Origin of the sequence: Streptomyces sp. NBC_01012, assembly GCF_045162755.1 — a bacterium.
In the GTDB taxonomy this organism is placed as follows: domain Bacteria; phylum Actinomycetota; class Actinomycetes; order Streptomycetales; family Streptomycetaceae; genus Streptomyces.
Genome location: NZ_CP108688.1, coordinates 7,237,796 through 7,257,702 on the forward strand (window position 1 = coordinate 7,237,796; position 19,907 = coordinate 7,257,702).

The window sequence follows — 19,907 nt, forward strand, 5'->3', positions numbered from 1 at the left end:
CCGCCGGGGCTCCTCAGCCGGCCGGTGGCGCGGTGCTGCTGCGGACCACCAGGCTCGTTGCCAGGTCGACGCGGGTGGTCGCGGGCTGCTTGCCGCGGCCCAGGTCGAGAACCAGACGGGCCGCGGTCTCGGCCATCTCGATGAGCGGCTGGCGCACCGTGGTCAGCGGCGGGCCGATCCAGCGGGTGAGCGGCAGGTCGTCGAAGCCGACCACGCTCAGGTCCTCCGGGATCCGCAGGCCCAGCTCACGCGCCGCCTCGTAGACGCCGAGTGCCTGCAGGTCGTCGCCGGCGAAGATGGCGGTCGGACGGTCCGGCAGTCGCAGCAGCTCCAGGGCGGCCGTGTAGCCGCCCTCGTGGTTGAACTCGCCCTCCCGGACGAGCCCTTGGTCCATCGGGACCCCGGAGGTCTCCAGGGCCGCGCGGTAGCCGTCGAGCCGGGCGCGGCTGCACATCATGCGCGCGGGTCCGCCGATGACGCCGATCCTGCGGTGGCCGAGACCCGTCAGGTGGCGGGTGGCGGCAAGGCCGCCCTGCCAGTTGGCGGCACCGACCGACGGGATGTCGTCACCCGGGTCGCCCGCCGGGTCGACGACGACGAACGGGATGGAGCGGCTGGTCAACTGGGCGCGCTGCGCCGCGTCGAGGTCCGAGAGCACCAGGATCACACCGGCCGGGCGACGGGCCAGGACGCCGTCCACCCAGGTCTGGCCCGGGGTGAGCCGGCCCGCGCTCTCCGAGAGGACGAGGCTCAGGCCCTCGCCCCTGGCGACGTTCTCGACGCCCCGGACGACCTCCATCGCCCAGGCGCTGTCCAGCTCGTGGAAGACCAGGTCGATGAGCCGGGACTGCTGGGAGGCGCCGCGCCTGCGGCGGTAGCCGTGCTGCAGCAGCAGCTCCTCCACCCTTGTACGCGTGCCGGGGGCGACATCGGCACGCCCGTTCAGCACTTTCGAAACTGTCGGAGCCGAGACTCCGGCCGCTCGGGCGATCTCCGCCAGCGTGGCGGTGCTCTCCGACGACTCGTCGACGGGCGCCTTCTCCTGTTGGGGCTGGACCTTTGCGGGGCTCATGCACGAATCGTAGCTCCCTCGTGGCCCGGACTCCCGTCCGGGCAAGGTTCGTAAATCCTTGCTCCCGACCTCTTGACGGGCCAGAAACACGACCGTACGGTTCCGGCAACATTCGATAGGCACGCCGAAACATTCGACAGAGGGTGCGGTCATGCGGTCGGGGATATTCACTCAGGGCACACGTTCGACGAGATGGGCCGCGGCGGGCGCGGCCATGGTCATGACCGGTCTGCTGGCCGGCTGCGGTTCCGGTGGCGGCGGGAGCGACGGCGGCACCATCACCGCTTACGTCTACGGGGACGACGCGGTCAAGGTTCAGGAAGCGGCGGTCAAGAAGTTCAACAAGACCTCCAAGGTCAAGGTGAAGCTGGTTCCGGTTCCCGGCAGCGACTACGTGAACAAGCTCCGCAGCGCCATGGGTTCGCCCAGCGCCCCGGACGTCTTCTTCAACTGGGGCGGCGGATCCATCAAGCCGTACGTCGACTCCGAGGATCTGGTCGACCTGACGTCGACGATCAAGAACGACGCCACACTCAAGGACGGCTTCATTCCATCGATCATGACGGCCGGCAGCCTCGAAGGGAAGGTCTACGGGGTCCCCATGCGCGGCATGCAGCCCGTGATGCTCTTCTACAACAAGTCCCTCTTCGCCGAGCACGACGTGGAGCCGCCGAAGACCTGGGAGGACCTCCAGGCCGCCATCAAGACCTTCAAGGCCGCGGGCGTCACCCCCTTCGCACTCGGCGGCGCCGAGAAGTGGCCCGAGCTGATGTGGATGGAGTACCTCCTCGACCGGATCGGCGGCCCCGAGGTCTTCCAGAAGATGCAGGACGGCGACCCGGACGGCTGGGGCGACCCGGCGGTGCTCAAGACGGCGCAGACCGTCAAGCAGCTGATCGACGACGGAGCCTTCGGCAAGAACTTCAACTCCGTGGACTACGGCAGCGGCGCGGCGCCGACCCTGCTCAGCAAGGGCAAGGCCGCGATGCACCTCATGGGTTCGTGGGAGTACTCGACGCAGCTGGGCAAGGCCCGGGACTTCGCCGAGAAGGACCTCGGCTGGACCGCCTTCCCGACGGTCGCGGGCGGCGTGGGCGACCCCGCGAACGTCGTCGGCAACCCCACCAACTACTGGTCCATCAACGCCAGGACCAAGCACAAGGACACCGCCATCGCCTTCCTGAAGACGATGGCGTCGAAGACCTACGCGCAGGCCCTCGTCGACAACGGTGACGTCCCGACCACGTCCAACGCTGCCTCGATGCTGAGCGGTTCCCCCAACCCGAAGTTCGCCACCGACCAGTACGAAATGGTGGAGAAGGCCCCGAGCTTCACCCTCTCGTGGGACCAGGCTCTCGAATCCAAGGAGGCCACGACATTGCTCACGGAGACCAACAAGCTGTTCGCCGGCAAGTCGACCCCCGAGCAGTTCGTCGAATCCATGAAGGCCGAAAAGTAACGATGTCCCACCACACTCCGGTCGTGAAGAGGCGCGGAGACGGGAAGGCGGCCGCCGGTAACGTCGGCCGCCCGCCGGTCGCCTGGGCCGTCCCCGGCATCCTCTTCTTCGCCGCCTTCGCGATCGTCCCCCTGATGATCGCCCTCTATCTCTCCTTCTGCGAATGGGACGGGCTCGGCTCCCCGACCCTGACCGGCCTGGACAACTGGACCAGGCTCTTCAAGGACTCCGAATTCGGCCAGGCCGCGTGGCTGAGCCTTCTGCTCACCACGATCAGCTGGGCCTTCCAGACCCCGGTGGCCCTGCTGCTGGGCGTCTGGGCCGCGGGCCGCCAGCGCAGCCGCGCCTTCCTGTCCGCGGTCTTCTTCATCCCGCTGCTGCTCTCCACCACCGCGATCTCGATCCTCTTCCGTGCCCTGCTCGACCCCAACTTCGGTGTGATCCAGACGATCGGGCCCTGGCTCGGTATCGATCCCAACGTGATGGGCTCGTCCACCGGTGCGCTGCTCGTGGTGGCGTTCGTCGGCGGCTGGCAGTTCATGCCCTTCCACACGCTGATCTACCAGGGCGGCGCCCGGCAGATCCCCGAGGTCCTCTACCAGGCCGCCTCCATCGACGGCGCCGGCATGGTGCGGCAGTTCTTCCACATCACCCTGCCGCAGCTGCGCCACACGATCACGACCTCGTCGGTCCTCATGATCGTCGGCTCGCTGACCTACTTCGACACCGTGCTCATCATGACCAAGGGCGGCCCCGGAACGGACACCACGATCCTGCCCTACCTGATGTACCGGACCGGCTTCCAGACGTACGACCTGGGCTACGCGGCGGCCATCGCCACGGCGCTCGTCGTCGTGGCCACCAGTATCTCGCTGATCATGGTCCGGCTCAGTGGCTTCGGGTCCATGCGGTCCACCCGGGAAGGTATGTGACGAGATGTCGATCGACACCCGCCCCGCCGCGCCGCAGCAGCGCGTGACCCCCGCCCCGCCGCGTCGCGGCCGCCCGGCCCGCCGCCGTCTCGGCAACCCCGTGGCCGGCATCGGTTCGCTGATCTGGCTCGTCATCGTCCTGGTGCCGCTCTACACGCTGGTCTCCGCGTCACTGATGCACCAGGACCAGGCGCTGAACGGCGACCCGCTGGCCATCCCGACCGAGCCCACGCTCGACAACTACCGGTTCGTGCTGGACAGCGGGTTCCTCTCGCTGATCGTCAACACCGCGGTCGTCGCGGTGGCCACGGTCGCCCTCGTGCTGGTGTTCTCCGTCCCGGTGGCGTACGTGGCGGTGCGCACCCGCAGCCGTCTCTCGTCGCTCGCCTTCAGGACCTTCCTGCTCGGTGTCGCGATCCCGGCGCAGGCAGTGATCGTGCCCCTGTATCTGATGATCGGCAAGATGGGTCTGTACGACACCCTGTGGGCGATCATCCTGCCCACCGCTGCGTTCGCGATGCCCGTCGCGGTCCTCGTGCTCAGCGGCACGATGCGTGACGTCTCCGAGGAGATGTACGAGGCGATGGCCCTCGACGGAGCCTCGCCCATACGCATGCTCTGGCAGCTGGCGGTTCCGCTGTCCAGGGCCGGGATCAGCACCGTGGCGATCTTCTCCGCCCTGCAGGCGTGGAACGGCTTCCTCTTCCCGCTGATCCTGACCCAGTCGGAGGAGCAACGCGTGCTGACGCTCGGGCTGTTCAACTTCCAGAGCCAGTTCGGGGTGAACATCCCCGCGGTCCTGGCAGCGATCGTCCTCTCCGTCATACCCATCTTCGCCGTGTACCTCGTGGCCCGGCGGGCGCTGATCAACGGACTGATGGGGGTGGGCGGCAAGTAGTACACCCACGCCGCCCGTACCACCGCACTCATGAGAGGAACCCCTGCCGTCATGGCGATCCACCCCGTCCCGCAGGCCCGTCAGGCCGAACCGCCCCCCGTTGTCGACGGCCCGTGGCGCGACCCTTCACTCAGCCCCGAGGTGAGGGTGGCCGACCTGGCGTCCCGGATGACGCTCGAGGAGAAGTCCGCCCAGCTGTACGGAATCTGGGTGGGCGCCGACGCGGACGGCGACGGAGTCGCACCGCACCAGAACGACATGGTCGACGCCGTCGACTTCGAGGACATCACCACCCGCGGACTCGGCCAGCTCACCCGGCCGTTCGGCACCGCCCCGGTCGACCCGGGCGTCGGTGCCGTCTCGCTGGCCACCGCTCAGGCCCGGATCGTCGAGGCGAACAGATTCGGCATCCCGGCGCTCGCCCACGAGGAGTGCCTGGCCGGCTTCACGGCTTGGGGCGCCACGGCCTATCCGGTGCCGCTGGCCTGGGGCGCCGCTTGGGACCCCGAGCTGGTCGCCGAGATGGCCCACCGGATCGGCAGCGACATGCGCTCGGTCGGTGTCCACCAGGGTCTCGGACCGGTCATGGACGTCGTGCGGGACCTGCGCTGGGGCCGTGTGGAGGAGACCATCGGCGAGGACCCCTACCTGGTCGCGACCATCGGTACCGCGTACGTCCGGGGCCTGGAGTCCACCGGGATCGTCGCCACGCTCAAGCACTTCGCGGGCTACTCCGCGTCGGCCGGCGCCCGTAACCTCTCCCCGGTCAGGGCAGGCGCCCGGGAGATGGCCGATGTGATCCTGCCGCCGTTCGAGATGGCCCTCCGCGACGGCGGCGCCCGCTCGGTGATGCACTCGTACGCCGAGATCGACGGGCTCCCCGCAGCCGCCGACCCGGACCTGCTCACCGGGCTCCTCAGGGACACCTGGGGATTCACCGGCACCGTCGTCGCCGACTACTTCGGCATCGGCTTCCTCGAAACCCTGCACAAGGTCGCGGCCGACCGGGGCGACGCCGCCCGTGTCGCCCTGACGGCGGGCGTCGACGTGGAGCTGCCCACCGTACGCAGCTACGGTGACGCGCTGGTCGCCGCGGTGCGCGAAGGACTCGTGGCCGAGGAGCTGGTGGACCGCGCCCTGCGCAGGGTCCTGCTGCAGAAGTGCGAGCTCGGCCTGCTCGATCCGGACCGGCAGCCCCTGCCCGCCGCGCTCGACGGGGTGGATCCTGAGCAGGCGCGCGGCACCGTGGACCTCGACCCGCCCGCCAACCGGGCGCTGGCCAAGCTGCTGGCCGAGCGGTCCTGCGTCCTGCTGGCCAACCCCGAGGGGGCGCTCCCGCTGAAGGGCACCGGGCGGATCGCGGTCGTGGGGCCACGCGCCGACGACCCACTGGCCATGCTCGGCTGCTACTCCTTCCCCAGCCATGTCGGGGTCCAGCACCCCGAGTCGTCGATGGGGATCGACGTGCCGACGGTGCTGGAGGCCCTCCGCGAGGAGTTCCCCGGCGCGGGCATCGACTACGCACAGGGCTGCGAGGTGGACGGCACCGACACCTCAGGGGTCGAGCGGGCCACCGCGCTGGCGGCCGGCGCCGAGGTCTGTGTGGCCGTACTCGGCGACCGGGCCGGGCTGTTCGGCCGCGGCACATCGGGCGAGGGCTGCGACGTGGCCGACCTGGCGCTGCCGGGTCTCCAGGGCGAGCTCCTGGACGCGCTGCTCGCGACCGGCACCCCGGTCGTCCTGGTGCTGCTGACGGGACGTACGTACGCGCTGGGAGGGCGGGCGGACCGGCTGGCCGGCTGCGTGCAGGCGTTCTTCCCCGGCGAGGAGGGCGGTCCGGCGCTCGCCGGTGTGCTCTCGGGGCGGGTCAACCCCTCGGGACGGCTGCCGGTGAGCGTTCCCGACGGACCGGGCGGCCAGCCGTGGACGTATCTGCAGCCGCCGCTCGGCCTGGCCAACGGGGTCAGCAATCTGGACCCGACGCCGCTCTATGCCTTCGGCCACGGGCTCTCGTACACCTCGTTCGACTGGGAGGCCGGTGCGGAGGTGCCGGCCGAGCTTCCCACCGACGGCGAGACCGACCTCACGGTCACCGTCCGCAACAGCGGTGACCGGGACGGGGCCGAGGTGGTCCAGCTCTACGTCCATGACCCGGTCGCCCAGACCACCCGGCCCGATGCCCGGCTGATCGGGTACGCCCGGGTGCAGCTCGCCGCGGGGGAGTCCCGGAAGGTCAGCTTCCGATTCCACCCGGACCTGGTCTCCTTCACCGGGACGGGCGGACGCAGGGTCGTCGAGCCGGGCGATCTGGAGCTGCGCTTCGCCACATCGAGCGACGTGGCCGACGTCAGGCACACCGTACGGCTGCGTCTCACCGGGCCCGAGCGGATGGTCGGCCACGGGCGCCGCATGGTCTGCGCGACATCGGTCGACGCGCCGGTCGCGCAGAAGTGACGTGCGGGGGCCACGGCCCCCGCACCCCCGTCCCGCGCACCCCTCGGGCGTGCGCGGGACGATATCGAAACTTTCGAAGGCCGCCCCGGACGTGCCGGGGCGGCACTCGGGGCCAGGCACCGCCATGGAAGGAGACCTGTCATGTCCAAGGCAATGTGCTGGCCACCCCGGTCACGTACGTACATCGAGGAGTTCTGATGGCCACGCTCGACTGGGCCGCCCTGGGCGGCTACTTCCTGGTGATGCTGCTCATCGGCCTCTGGTCGCACCGCCGCATCGGCAATGTGAGCGACTACTTCACCGGCGGCGGCCGGATGCCCTGGTGGCTCTCCGGCATCTCCCACCACATGTCCGGGTACAGCGCGGCCGTGTTCGTCGCGTACGCCGCCATCGCCTACAGCTACGGCATCACCGTCTACGTCTGGGCCTTCCTGCCGCTCGCCTTCGGGACCGCGGTGGGCGCCTGGCTGTTCGCCCCGCGCTGGCAGCGGCTGCGGAAGCGCTACGCGGTCGCATCGCCCCTGGAATACCTCGCCAAGCGCTACAACGTGCCGACCCAGCAGGCGCTCGCCTGGAGCGGGGCACTGCTGAAGGTGTTCGACGTGGCCGCCAAGTGGGCCTCCGTCGCCGTGCTGCTCAACGTGTTCACCGGCATGTCGATGACCGTCGGCATCCTCATCACCGGCGTCGTCACCCTCCTCTACTGCACGGTGGGAGGCCTGTGGGCCGACGCGCTCACCGACTTCGGGCAGTTCATCATCCAGGGCGCCGCCGCGCTCGCCATGCTCTGGGTCGTACTCGACCAGCTCGGCGACGGCCCGGCGGGCCTCGGGACCATCTGGCACAGGCTGCCCGACGGGCACGGCCAACCGCTTGTCGGCCCGTACACCGCTACCTTCCTCGGCGCGTACGTCGTGGTGAAGCTCTTCGAGTACAACGGCGGCATGTGGAACCTGGCCCAGCGGTACATGGCCACGGACTCCCCGAAGGCCGCCCGCCGTTCGGCCGGGCTCTCCGCCGTCCTGTACGTGATCTGGCCGGCCGTCCTGCTCTTCCCGCCGGTCGCAGCGGCCGTGCTGCTGCCGGACATCGCCGACCCGGAGAAGGTCTACGCGCTGATGGCGGAGTCGTACCTGCCCGCGGGGCTCGTCGGGCTGACGCTGGCGGGGATGTTCTCGCACACCATGGCGATGGCCTCGTCGGACGCCAACGCGGTCTCCGCCGTCGTCACCCGGGACATCATCCCCGCCGTCGTACGCCGCGCCCGCGTCCTGTCCCCGGCGACCGGACTGCTCCTGGCCCGGGTGTGCACCGTCGTCTTCATCAGCGTCAGCATGATCGTCGCGATCGAGGCCGACCACTTCGGGGGTGTGCTGGGCATCATCGTCGGACTCGTCGCCGCCGTGATGGGCCCCATATCCATCCCGATGCTGCTGGGACTGCTGCCCGTCTTCCGTCGGTTCGGACCACGGGCCGCCCTGTCCTCCTGGGCGCTGGGGCTGCTCGGGTACGTCCTGGTGAAGTTCGTGCTCGACAGCTCCGACCAGACGCTCGTGATCGTCACCCCGCTCGTCACCTCACTCGTGGTGTACGTCGTCGTCGGCCTGATCGGCCCGGAACCGGACGACACCGCCGACGCCATCGTCGCCGCGCTCTCGCCCGCCCCGGACGAGGACGACGGACCGGTCGCCGACGCCGCCCGGCAGCCGGCGAAGGCGCCCGGAACGACCGACTGACGGCCTCGTGCCCGCACCGGACATCCACCAGGGGCGTGCACCCGTCCAATTTGTCATGCATGTGAACAAAATGGGGAGAGTGATATGGACAAGCACACCAGTCGCAGATCGGTCCTCGGGGCCGGCCTCGGGCTCACGGCGGTGGCGGCGACCCCGCTCGGATCACTGATGGGGCTGACCGGTGAGGCCCAGGCGGCGCCGGCCGCCTCGGGCCACTGGCCTGCGGTCCGTCCCACCGACCCCGGCGCGTACATCTCCTTCAGGCCGAGCTCCGGCGCCTTCTCCCTGGTCAGGGCCGGAGAGGCGGCCCCGATCGTGGTCAGCGACAAGGACCACGACGGGGTGGTGCGGGTCGCGGGCGACCTCCGGGACGACATCGAGCGCGTCACCGGCGTCCGCCCCGCGCTCTCCCGGGACGCGGCACCCCGAGGCCGTGAGATCGTCCTCGTGGGCACCATCGGCCGCAGCCCGCTGATCGACGGCCTGATAGCCGCGGGCAGGCTGAAGGTCTCGGGGATCAAGGGCAGGTGGGAGACCAGCCTGCAGACGGTGGTGGAGAGGCCGCTGCCCGGCGTGGACCGCGCCTTCGTCATCGCCGGCAGCGACCAGCGCGGCACGATCTTCGGGGCGTACGACGTCTCCCGGGGCATCGGGGTCTCGCCCTGGTACTGGTGGGACGACGTCACCCCCGTCCACCGCGACGCGCTGTACGTCCTGCCCGGCCGGCACAGTCAGGGCACCCCCGCCGTGAAGTACCGCGGGTTCTTCATCAACGACGAGAATCCGGCGCTCGGCACCTGGGCCCCCGCCTTCTTCGGCCCGGGAAAGGCACCAGGGTTCGAGGGCGGCTTCAACGCCGACTTCTACGCCAAGATCTTCGAGGTGATGCTCCGTCTGAAGGCCAACTACCTCTGGCCCGCGGTCTGGGGCCGGGCCTTCGCCGAGGACGACCCGCGTAACCACGCCACCGCGAAGGCCTACGGCGTCGTCATGGGCACCTCGCACGAGGGCCCCATGATGCGGGGCATCGAGGAGTGGAACCGGCACGCCGTCGCCGCCGTGCGCGACAGCGAGGGGAACATCACCGAGCCGGGACACGACCCGTACGGCGGCACCGGCGAATGGTCCTTCCGCAGCAACGCCGAGGCCGTCAAGGCCTATTGGCGGGACGGCATCCGCCGCATGGCCGACGAGGACTTCGAGGGGGTGGTCACCGTCGGCATGCGCGGCAACGGTGACGTCGGTCTGCCCGACGGCGACGGGATCGAGCTGATGACGGAGATCATCGCCGCCCAGCGCGAGATCATCGCCGAGGAACTCGGCGCCGAGGACGCGGTTCCGCAGGTGTGGACCCTCTACAAGGAGGTCCAGCACTACTGGGACCGGGGCCTGCGGGTCCCGGACGACATCACCGTCGTGCTGACCGACGACAACTGGGCCAACGTCCGCAAGCTGCCGGACCTGGAGAACGACCCGCGCAGCGGCGGCTACGGCCTCTACTACCACTTCGACTACGTCGGGGTGGGGCGGAACTACAAGTGGGTCGACACCACCTCGCTCCCCAACATGTGGGACCAGCTGCACCAGAGCGCGGCCTACGGCAACCACGGCCTCTGGGTCACCAACGTCGGCGACCTCAAGGGCAACGAACTGCCCACGCAGTTCTTCCTGGAGTACGCCTGGGACCCGGACCGCTGGTCCCTGGACGCGCTCCCGGAGTGGGAGGAGCGCTACGCCGCCCAGAACTTCGGCGAGCGCCAGGCCGAGGAGATCGCCGAGATCCTCCGCACGTACGCCCGGTTGCAGTCCCGGCGCAAGCCCGAGCTGCTCAACCGGAAGATCACCCTCGACCCGGCGAAGGACCTCGGGACGGACGAGTCCGCCGTCGTCTACGACGACAAGGCCACGCCCTTCAGCATCGTCGACTACCGCGAGCTGGAGCGGGTCACCGAGGACTGGCAGCGTCTGGACGCCGCCGCGGAGCGCGTCAGGAAGACCCTTCCCGCGTCCGCCGCGGACGCCTGGTTCGAGCTCGTCGGATACGCGGTGCGCGCGAGCGCCAACCTGTACGCCCTGCGGGAGGCGGAGTTCACCAACCTGCACTACGCCCCCCAGGGCCGGGCGCTGACCAACCAGCTCGCCGCCACCGCAGAGGCGGCTCTCGCCGAGGACTTCGCCCTGGCCCGGCGCTTCGACACCGAGGTGGCCGACGGCAAGTGGGAGGGCTTCCAGTCGCAGCCGCACATCGGTTACGGCGACGTGGACCGCTACGGGCCCAACGCACCCTGGCAGCAGCCGGAGCTGAACGATGTGGCGATCGCGGACGAGATCTTCCCCGCGGTGCGCCGCATCGAACTCCCGCACACGGCCGAGATGGGGGTGGCCGTCGACGGCTCGTCCGACTGGTGGCCGGCCTCGGGCAAGGGCGGCGGCGAGGCGGTCCTGCCGGTCTTCAGCCCGTACCAGAGCCAGCCCGCGCAGTATGTCGAGGTGTTCAACCGGGGGACCGTACCCTTCGACTTCCGTATCCGTACAGGCGCCTCCTGGCTGATCGCGGACCGGACGCGGGGCCGGGTCGACGCCCAGACCCGGGTCACCTTCCGGGTCGACTGGTCCCGGGCACCGAAGGGCGTCACCCGGGTGCCCGTCACCGTGTCGGGGCCGGGCGGCAGCGAGGTCGTCGTGAGCGCGGTGGTCGACCGGCCCCGGCGGACCCGCGCGCAGCTGACGGGCTTCGTCGAGGCCAACGGGTACGTCTCCATCGAGGCCGACCACTTCCACCGGACGGTCGGCCGCGGCGGAATCTCCTGGCGCCGCATCCCCGGCATCGGCCGCACCGGATCGGGCATGGAGCCCTTCCCGGTCACCGCACCGCGACAGACCCCGGGCGGCCGGGGGCCCCGGCTGGAGTACCGGGTCAGCCTGTTCACCACAGGACCGGTGACCGTCTGGGCGTACCTCTCACCCCGCAACAACGCCCTGGCGACCGACGGACTCACCTACGCCGTCTCCTTCGACGACGACACCCCGCAGTCCGTCAACATCACCGAGGCCACCGGGTCCGACGACGGCGCCATGAACAACCGGTGGGCCCGCAACACCTCGGACAACGTCAACCGCACCGCCACCCGGCACCGCATCGGCCGGGCCGGCGCCCATGTGCTGAAATTCTGGATGGTCGACCCGACCGTGGTACTCCAGAACCTCGTGGTGGACACCGGCGGTCTCAAGCCCAGCTATCTGGGCCCGCCGGAGAGTCTCCGGCTGAGCTGACCGGAGCGGGACGAGGAGGCGGCAGGGATGAGCATCGAGATCCGGGACACCGAGGGGAACGGCGCCACGCTGGTGGTGGCCCCCGGGCAGGCCCAGGAGCCACCACGGGTCGGCATCCGGATCGAGGGTCCATCGGCGGGGGCCGCCTCCTGGTCCTGTTCCCCCGCCGCCGCGCGTGAGCTGGCAGCGGCGCTCGTCGCCGCTGCCGTCGAGGCGGAGAACGCGCGGTCGGCCGAGCCCGTCACCGTGAAGGCGCGGGAGCTGCGGCGCGGCGACGTACGGGACGGTGACCGGCTCATGACGGTGGAGTCCGTCAGGACGGACGGGGCGAACGTCCAGGTGACCTGGACATCGGGAGGCGGACGCAGCTGGAGCCAGGTGTACGGCGCCGAGGCCGACATCCGTCTCCGGCGGCGGCTGCTGCCCGGGAGGTGAGGGAGGCGCATCGGGGGCGGCACGGGAGGAGCCTCGGGGCGGGCTTCATAATTCGATGAACGCCGTAGTACGGTAAATCTCGTAGTACGGTGATTCTCGTATGACACACCCCCTCGCGTCCCGTGGATTCGGAGCCTCCTGTGAGCGCACTGTTCGAGCCCTACACCCTGCGGTCCCTGACCGTTCCCAACCGCGTCTGGATGGCGCCGATGTGCCAGTACAGCGCGGAAGCGTCGGGGCCCGACGTGGGTGCGCCGGGCGCATGGCACTTCGCCCACTACGCCTCCCGCGCGGTCGGCGGCACCGGGCTCGCCCTCGTCGAGGCCACCGCCGTCAGCCCGGAGGGCCGCATCAGCCCCGCGGACCTCGGCATCTGGAACGACCGCCAGGTGGAGGCGTTCCGGCGCATCACCGACTTCCTCAGCGGCCAGGGCACCGTCCCCGGCATCCAGCTCGCCCACGCAGGGCGCAAGGCGTCGACCGGCCGGCCCTGGCAGGGCGGAGCGCCCATAGCCGCCGACGCCCCCGAGGGCTGGACGCCGGTCGGCCCGAGCCCGCTCGCCTTCGACGAGCACCACACGGTTCCCACCGAGCTGAGCGTCGACGCCATCCAGCAGATCGTGCGGCAGTTCGCCGACGCCGCCCGCCGGGCGCTCGACGCCGGCTTCCAGGTCGCCGAGATCCACGGGGCGCACGGCTATCTGATCGGTGAGTTCCTCTCCCCGCACAGCAACCACCGCACCGATTCCTACGGCGGCTCCTTCGAGAACCGCGCGCGCTTCGCGCTGGAGGTCGTGGACGCCGTGCGCGCCGTGTGGCCCGACGAGCTCCCGGTGTTCTTCAGGATCTCCGCCACCGACTGGCTGAGCGAGAACGAGGACGATCCGCGCGAGGGCTGGACCGCCGACGACACCGTGCGCCTCGCCCGCGAGCTGCTCGCGCACGGCATCGACCTGCTGGACGTCTCGACCGGAGGTCTCGCACCGAAGGTGCGCATCCCGCTGGAGCCCGGCTACCAGGTGCCGTTCGCCGAGCGGGTGCGCAAGGAGACCGGCCTCGCGGTGGCCGCCGTCGGCCTGATCACCGACCCCGTGCAGGCGGAGAAGATCGTCGCCGACGGCGGCGCCGACGCCGTCCTGCTCGGCAGGGAGCTGCTCCGCGACCCCTACTTCGCGCGCAACGCCTCGCGCGTGCTCGGCGGCGACGCGCAAGCGCCCGAACAGTACGGCTACGCCGTGTGACGCCTTGTCCGTGGGTACGCTGAGCGGCGATGTTCACTCATGAGGGCCCGACCCTGCGCGAGCTGGCCGTACAGGCGTTCTCCTCGACCATGCGCGGATACGACCTGCTCGCCCCGAAGTTCGACCTGACGCCCTACCGGACCCCGGACCGGGTGCTCGAAGCCGTCGCCGACGCGATGCGGCCCCTCGGGCCCTTCGGCCGGGGTCTGGACGTCTGCTGCGGCACCGGGGCGGGAGTCGGGGTGCTGCGGAGGCTCTGCCGGGAGCGGGTCACCGGGGTCGACTTCAGCTCCGGCATGCTCGGCGTCGCCAGCGCCGCGTACGCCGGGCACGCGGGCGGCCCTGCCGCGGACTGGGTCCGTGCCGACGCCCTGGCGCTGCCGTTCAGGGGCGCCTTCGACCTGGCCCTGAGCTTCGGGGCGTTCGGTCATTTCCTGCCGGACCAGCGCCCCGGACTGTTCGGCCAGGTGTACGAGGCGCTGCGCCCCGGCGGCCTGTTCGTCTTCCCGGTGGCCGCGCCGCCCGCGGTGGGCTCCCGTGCCTACTGGTCGCTGCTCGGTTTCGACCTGGCCATGCGGGCACGCAACGCGCTGTGGCGTCCACCGTTCGTCATGTACTACCGCACGTTCCCGCTGGCCGGTGTGGTGGACGACCTCGTACGGACCGGGTTCGCCGTACGGCTGCTGCCCCTGGAGGAGTTCGGCCGGAGGCCCGACGGCAGCCCGCGCGCCCGGCTCGTCGTGGCGGCCCGTGGACAGTGACCACCACCGGGTCCGCACAAAATACGACGACTCTCGTACAATGGAGACCCCGGTACGAAGTGGAGCCACCGTGACGTCGAACGCCGCTCGCGTGCTCGCCCACCCCTCGCGCGAGGAGATCCGCGTCGAGGGCGTGCTCCATGCGCTGTCCGACCCGATCAGGCTCCGGATCGTGCGCCAGCTGGCGGGTGCGACGGACGAGCAGGCCTGCTCCCACTTCGATCTCCCGGTCTCCAAGTCCACCACCACGCACCACTTCAGGGTGCTCCGGGAGAACGGCGTCATCACCCAGTTCTACCGGGGCACGGCCAAGCTGAGCTGCGTACGGGCGGAGGATCTGGACGCCCTCTTCCCCGGCCTGCTGGACAGCGTTCTCGCCGGGGTGGACCGGCAGGCCGAGCGCCTCGGCCAGGGCTGACGCCCGTCAGGTCAGAAGGCCGCGCATCCGGCTGATCTCCACGGTCTGCTGGGCGACGACATCGGTGGCCATCTCCTCGATCAGCACGTTGTTGCCGTCGGCGAGAACCTCGGTGGCCATGGTGACCGCGCCCTGGTGATGGGCGATCATCAGCTTGAGGAACAGCTGGTCGAAGGCCTTGCCCTTCACGCCGCGCAAGCGCTCGATCTGCTGGTCGGTCGCCATCCCGGGCATGGCGGAGTGGTCGTGGGTCTCCTCGCGCTCGTCTCCGCCGTTCTTTTTCAGCCAGCCTTCCATCGCACCGATCTCGGGCTTCTGAGATGCCGCGATGCGTTTCGCGAGCCGTTCGACCGAAGCGGAGGACGCCCGCCGGGGGACCAGGGCGGTGAGGACCAGCGCCTGTTCGTGATGCTCGATCATCATGCGGGCGTAGCCGAAGTCGGCGGAGTTGGGGGTGTCGTTGCCGGCCTCCTTCACGGCCTCGTCGGCCGACAGCGTCCTGGCGGGCTCACCGGGTTTTCCCGGCGCCACGACCGAAGGGCCCTGGTCCGACGCGGCCTTCGCCCCGTCGTCGCCGTCGCAGGCGCTCAGGGTGAGCACGGCGGCCACGAGCGCGGTGGCCAGGGCGGCCGCGCGCGGGTGTGTGGTCCGACGGGGCATCAACACGGCGACCTCCACTGGCGGATGAATGTGTTGCAGACCGTCCTAGCACCTACCACCGGCCGGTGATCAAAAACTTCTGTTACGTCTCTGTTGCCATCTGTTGATGTGTACATGAGAGGGACGATACTGCCGGGGTCCATGAACCGTTCTTCGAAGAGCGGACACAAGGGAGGACACAGTGACCTCGTTGCACACCACCAGCGTGCGGCGGAGACGTCTGGGCGTGGCCGCGGCCGCGGCCGGGCTCATCGCCACGCTGTTCACGGCCGGAACCGCGGCCGCGACACCGGACCCGGGCGACAGAGCCACCACCGGAAGCGGTGTCTCCGCGAGCGAGCAGGCCGAGGCCAGGGCGGCCATCGAGAGCGGTGAGATACCCGGCGTGGACGAGATGGTCCACAGCGACAACATCAAGCATCTCGTCAACGTCCCCAAGGACGCGCTGCAGGGGCTCAACACGGACCTGGCCTTCCAGGGCACGTACGCCTACGCCGGCAACTACGACGGCTTCCGCATCTTCGACATCGCGAACCCGAAGAAGCCGAAGACCGTCGCGCAGGTCCTCTGCCCCGGCTCGCAGAACGACATCTCGGTCTCCGGGAACCTGCTCTTCCTGTCGACCGACTCCTCGCGGAGCGACAACTCGTGCACGAGCACGACGCAGCCCGCCACGGAGAAGTCCTCCTGGGAGGGCATGAAGGTCTTCGACATCAGCGACAAGCGCCACCCGAAGTACGTCGCCGCCGTCGAGACCGCGTGCGGGTCGCACACCCACACGATCGTTCCCGAGCGCAAGAACGTCTACGTGTACGTCTCCTCGTACGCGCCGAACGAGACCTTCCCCGACTGCCAGCCCCCGCACGACGGGATCTCCGTCATCAAGGTGCCGCGCAGCGCGCCCGAGAAGTCCCGGATCGTGAACTTCCCGGTGCTCTTCCCCGACGGGGGCAACCCGGGTGCGCCGACCAACCCGGGCGTCTCCGAGACCACCGGCTGCCACGACATCACCGTGCTGCCCTCGAAGGACCTGGCGGCCGGGGCGTGCATGGGCGACGGTCTGCTGTTCTCCATCAAGGACCCGGAGAACCCGAAGATCATCGACCGCATCCAGGACAACGTGAACTTCTCGTTCTGGCACTCCGCGACCTTCAACCAGACGGCCGACAAGGTCGTCTTCACCGATGAGCTCGGTGGCGGTGGCGCGGCCACCTGCAACGACGAGATCGGCCCCGACCACGGTGCCGACGGCATCTACGACATCACCGGCAAGGGCGACCACCGCAAGCTGGTCTTCCGCTCCTACTTCAAGATCGACCGCCCGCAGGCCGACACCGAGGTCTGTGTCGCGCACAACGGCTCGCTGATCCCGGTCAAGGGCCGTGACCTGATGGTCCAGGCCTGGTACCAGGGCGGGGTCTCCGTGTGGGACTTCACCAACTCCTCGAAGCCCAAGGAGATCGCGTACTTCGAGCGCGGCCCTGTCACCCTCGACGAGGTCACCACGGCCGGCCCGTGGTCGGCGTACTACTACAACGGCTACATCTACTCCAACGACATCGAGAAGGGCTTCGACGTCCTGAAGCTCGACGACCGGAGGACCGACCCGGCGAAGAAGGTGCGGCTGCCCGAGCTCAACGTGCAGACGCAGCCGGAGTACTTCGGCCGCTGACGGCCGTACGACGGCCGCACAGCGGCAGTCTCTCCCGCAGGTGAAAGACAGTGCCCCGCCGGACGCTCTCCGCCCGGCGGGGCACGTTTATCTCATTGACCCGTGCACGGCGCGGGGACATGCTGTAACCCCTGATTCCGGCGATGCGGGGGATCGCCGGAATCAGACGGGCGGGGCCCCGCCCGAAGCCTCAGGCGGCCGGACGCGCGCTCGTACCCGCCGCCGTGGCCCACTCCACCAGCAGGCGCTGGTACTCCGTCTCCTCGTCAGGCGACAGCAGTCCGCCCGAGCGCTGCCACAGGGTGCGGATCTCTTCATTGACCACGGAGGCGGGGCGCACGGTGGCGGACGGGTTCGGATACGGGGACATGTCCACCAAGCTAAACCCCCGACGGGCCTTCGGACCCCTCCGGTGACAGGGATATCCCTCACACCGTCTCCCGGAATCCTTCACGAGCGACGCGTCGGCGGTGCCTCCCCGGTGGGTTCCAGGAGCCCGAGCGCCCGGAGCCCGTCCGGCCGCTCCGCCACCGGCAGATGGTCCACGAAACGCACCTCGCAGCCCACATCGGCCGCGCCTGCGTCCGCGTGGCGGTCGTCCCCGACCATGACCACATCCGCCGCATCACACCCCAGCCGCGAGCACGCGGTGCGGAAGAGGCTCGGATCGGGCTTCTGCACGCCGTGTTCGTAGGACAGGACGTAGAGGTCGACAAGCTCGTCCAGGCCGTGTGCGCGGAAGACAGGGCGCAGATCCCAGCCGATGTTGCTGACGATCCCGACGCGGACGCCGTTGCGGCGCAGCCCGCGCAGCACCTCCGCCGCATCGGGGTACGGCCGCCAGGCGGCAGGGCTCATATGGCGCTCGTACAACGCGTCGTACAGGCCAGGGTCTGGGAGATCCACCTGACGGGCCAGTCCGGTGTACGCCTCCCTGTGCGTGCGCGCGCTACGGTCGCGACCGGCCCACGCGGCGGACAGCGACGCCGGGATCCGCACCGGCGCCGGGCCCCCGGGCAGCGCCCCGGCGTCGGTCAGCCCACGCGTCCAGTGCTCGAACTCGGCCCGCTCCACGGCGGTGCCCCGGTCGTCCAGGACGGCACGCAGCCACGCCTCGACGGACTCGATATGGAAGAGGGTCCCGGAGAAGTCGAAAAGTACGCCCTTGATCTGCATGCCCCGATCCTCGCCGCCGCCGGGGCCTTCTACAACGGGCTTGCCCTGCCGTCGGCCGTCGGCCGGGAGCGGTGGGCGTACGTGGTGTACCCGGCCGCGGAGAACGCGGCCACGGCGCCGCCCAGCAGCGCTCCGCCCAGGACGTCGCTCAGCCAGTGCACCCCCAGGTGGACGCGGGTGAGGGACACGCCGGCGACCGAGATCACGGCGAGTGCCAGTGAGCCCCACCACACGGATGACCGTGCGCCGTGCAGACGCAGCAGCCACAGGAGCAGGCCGCAGGTCACCACCGCGGTCATGACATGGCCCGAGGGGAAGGCCGCGTACTGCGCCGAGGCCACCGGATCGGGCCATCGCGGGCGTTCCCGGCCCACGGCCGCCTTCAGGCCCTGCTGCACGAGCGTGGCCAGCAGGGAGGTCGCGGCGACCCACCCCGCGAGCAGCCGGGAGCCGCGCCACCACAGGAAGGCCACGACGACGGCGGTCAGCGCACGCATGGCCCAGGGGTCCCAGACCCGGTCCGACAGGACCCGGCTGACCCGGACGAGCCCGGGCCCGGACACCGCCCGGCGGTGCAGCGCCTGAGCCACCGTGGTGTCCAGGGACATCAAGGGCGACCAGCGCACCGCGACCAGCACGAGCAGAACGGCGGACAGCGAGACGCAGACCAGGCCGGCGGTCAGGAGCGCCCGGGTGCGCAGGGGGCGGGGAGGGGAGTGCATGGGAACGATCCTCGTGCACGATCCCGCGCGGGGGAGCCACCCCGGCGGGTCACCCCAGCGCGCTGAGCCCCGGCACGAAGGCCACGAGCAGCGGGACGACGGGCACCAGGGCGGCGGCGGCCGTCAGCCGCAGCCGACGTCCCGCGGTGAGCCGCTCCATGGGTGAGAGCAGGCGGTCCACCCTGAGCGGCACCTGGGCCCCGGAGGCCGGAGCGGGTCCGAACACCCCGCGGTCCTCGTTGAGTTCCACCAGTGCGAGCGCGATCGTCAGGCGCCCGAAGCGCCGTGACGCCACGTCGTCAGCCGCCAGTTCGACCAGGCGGTGCATCTCGTCGCGGAACGCGGCGAAGACCGGCACCTGGGGGAACCCGGTCGCCAGTGCGCCCGAGCAGTGCAGGAGCCAGTCGTGACGGGCCTGTGCGTGCCCCTGCTCGTGGGCCAGCACCGCGTCCAGCCGGCGCCCCTTCAGCCGGGCGAGGGCCGCCGTGGTGATGACCAGTTGAGGAGCCGTGCCCGGCAGCCACCATGCGTCGGGCCGCTCCCCCTCCAGCACCACGAGGCGTCCGGCGCCGGGTTCCTCACCCGGCAGCAGAGGGGAACGGACCAGAAGTTCGGCGCGGCGGCGCCTGCGGCGGGCCCGGGCGCGGTGGATCTCCCGTACGAGCATGGCGGCCGTCCACACCCCGCCGAGCGCCAGCAACACCGCCATGACCGCCGACCACGGCCCGTACGCGCCCAGGGCGTACGCCTCGACCACGCCGCGCGGGGCGGGGGCGAAGACATGACCGCGGACCATCTGCCAGGCGGCGGCCGCGCTGAAGGTCATGGAGAGCCCGAACGACAACAGGACGCCCGCCACCACGCACTGCCAGACCCACAGCGCCACGACCGGCTCACGCTCGGGCCACCGGGCCCTTGCCATCAGGCCCGGGGCCACGGCGGCGGCCAGCACACCGAGCAGCAGCAGAGCGAGGGAGACGACCATGGACGTCAGACTA

17 protein-coding genes are annotated in these 19,907 nt (G+C 70.4%); 11 read left to right on the forward strand and 6 right to left on the reverse strand.

Annotation, left to right across the window (positions count from 1 at the left end):
* Nucleotides 1-13: 13 nt before the first annotated feature.
* Nucleotides 14-1,072, reverse strand: a complete 1,059-nt coding sequence (locus OG623_RS32290; protein WP_406151138.1) for a LacI family DNA-binding transcriptional regulator — start codon at nt 1,070-1,072, stop codon at nt 14-16.
* A 214-nt stretch (nt 1,073-1,286) separates the two neighbouring features.
* Here OG623_RS32290 and OG623_RS32295 point away from each other — a divergent pair, with 214 nt between their 5' ends.
* From OG623_RS32295 to OG623_RS32340, 10 genes are all read left to right on the forward strand, one after another.
* The gene (locus OG623_RS32295; protein WP_406152100.1) at nt 1,287-2,531 is read left to right on the forward strand and encodes an extracellular solute-binding protein; all 1,245 of its coding nucleotides are present in this window, start codon (nt 1,287-1,289) and stop codon (nt 2,529-2,531) included.
* A 2-nt stretch (nt 2,532-2,533) separates the two neighbouring features.
* Complete coding sequence (locus OG623_RS32300) at nt 2,534-3,463, forward strand: carbohydrate ABC transporter permease (protein WP_406151139.1); 930 nt, start codon at nt 2,534-2,536, stop codon at nt 3,461-3,463.
* A gap of 4 nt (nt 3,464-3,467) precedes the next feature.
* A complete protein-coding gene (locus OG623_RS32305) occupies nt 3,468-4,361 on the forward strand; it encodes a carbohydrate ABC transporter permease (protein ID WP_406151140.1) in 894 nt (297 codons plus the stop codon).
* Between the two features lie 51 nt (nt 4,362-4,412).
* Complete coding sequence (locus OG623_RS32310; RefSeq protein WP_406152102.1) at nt 4,413-6,815, forward strand: glycoside hydrolase family 3 N-terminal domain-containing protein; 2,403 nt, start codon at nt 4,413-4,415, stop codon at nt 6,813-6,815.
* A 197-nt stretch (nt 6,816-7,012) separates the two neighbouring features.
* Nucleotides 7,013-8,551: a sodium:solute symporter family protein gene (locus tag OG623_RS32315; RefSeq protein WP_406151141.1), complete on the forward strand. Its 1,539-nt coding sequence runs from the start codon at nt 7,013-7,015 to the stop codon at nt 8,549-8,551.
* Between the two features lie 84 nt (nt 8,552-8,635).
* A complete protein-coding gene (locus OG623_RS32320; protein WP_406151142.1) occupies nt 8,636-11,824 on the forward strand; it encodes a glycosyl hydrolase 115 family protein in 3,189 nt (1,062 codons plus the stop codon).
* Nucleotides 11,825-11,851: 27 nt separating this feature from the next.
* Complete coding sequence (locus OG623_RS32325; protein WP_406151143.1) at nt 11,852-12,259, forward strand: hypothetical protein; 408 nt, start codon at nt 11,852-11,854, stop codon at nt 12,257-12,259.
* A 140-nt stretch (nt 12,260-12,399) separates the two neighbouring features.
* The gene (locus OG623_RS32330) at nt 12,400-13,500 is read left to right on the forward strand and encodes an NADH:flavin oxidoreductase/NADH oxidase (protein ID WP_406151144.1); all 1,101 of its coding nucleotides are present in this window, start codon (nt 12,400-12,402) and stop codon (nt 13,498-13,500) included.
* A 29-nt stretch (nt 13,501-13,529) separates the two neighbouring features.
* Nucleotides 13,530-14,261 carry a class I SAM-dependent methyltransferase gene (locus OG623_RS32335; protein ID WP_406151145.1) on the forward strand — a complete coding sequence of 244 codons (732 nt, stop codon included), beginning with the start codon at nt 13,530-13,532 and terminating at the stop codon, nt 14,259-14,261.
* A 70-nt stretch (nt 14,262-14,331) separates the two neighbouring features.
* Entirely contained in the window at nt 14,332-14,679 is a 348-nt protein-coding gene (locus OG623_RS32340; protein WP_406151146.1) for an ArsR/SmtB family transcription factor, read from the forward strand.
* A 6-nt stretch (nt 14,680-14,685) separates the two neighbouring features.
* On the opposite strand, the gene OG623_RS32345 is transcribed toward OG623_RS32340, so the two are convergent.
* Nucleotides 14,686-15,339 (reverse strand): DUF305 domain-containing protein, encoded by a 654-nt coding sequence (locus OG623_RS32345; RefSeq protein ID WP_406152103.1) that lies wholly within the window; start codon nt 15,337-15,339, stop codon nt 14,686-14,688.
* Between the two features lie 181 nt (nt 15,340-15,520).
* Between OG623_RS32345 and OG623_RS32350 the strand changes: the two genes are divergently transcribed.
* Complete coding sequence (locus OG623_RS32350) at nt 15,521-17,011, forward strand: LVIVD repeat-containing protein (RefSeq protein ID WP_406151147.1); 1,491 nt, start codon at nt 15,521-15,523, stop codon at nt 17,009-17,011.
* A 190-nt stretch (nt 17,012-17,201) separates the two neighbouring features.
* Here the strand turns inward: OG623_RS32350 and OG623_RS32355 are convergent, their stop codons facing one another.
* From OG623_RS32355 to OG623_RS32370, 4 genes are all read right to left on the reverse strand, one after another.
* A complete protein-coding gene (locus OG623_RS32355) occupies nt 17,202-17,381 on the reverse strand; it encodes a hypothetical protein (RefSeq protein WP_406151148.1) in 180 nt (59 codons plus the stop codon).
* Between the two features lie 80 nt (nt 17,382-17,461).
* Nucleotides 17,462-18,187: an HAD family hydrolase gene (locus OG623_RS32360; protein ID WP_406151149.1), complete on the reverse strand. Its 726-nt coding sequence runs from the start codon at nt 18,185-18,187 to the stop codon at nt 17,462-17,464.
* A 29-nt stretch (nt 18,188-18,216) separates the two neighbouring features.
* Nucleotides 18,217-18,909, reverse strand: coding sequence for a phosphatase PAP2 family protein (locus OG623_RS32365; RefSeq protein WP_406151150.1), 693 nt, complete (start codon nt 18,907-18,909; stop codon nt 18,217-18,219).
* A gap of 49 nt (nt 18,910-18,958) precedes the next feature.
* Complete coding sequence (locus OG623_RS32370) at nt 18,959-19,894, reverse strand: M56 family metallopeptidase (protein ID WP_406151151.1); 936 nt, start codon at nt 19,892-19,894, stop codon at nt 18,959-18,961.
* Nucleotides 19,895-19,907 lie beyond the last annotated feature (13 nt).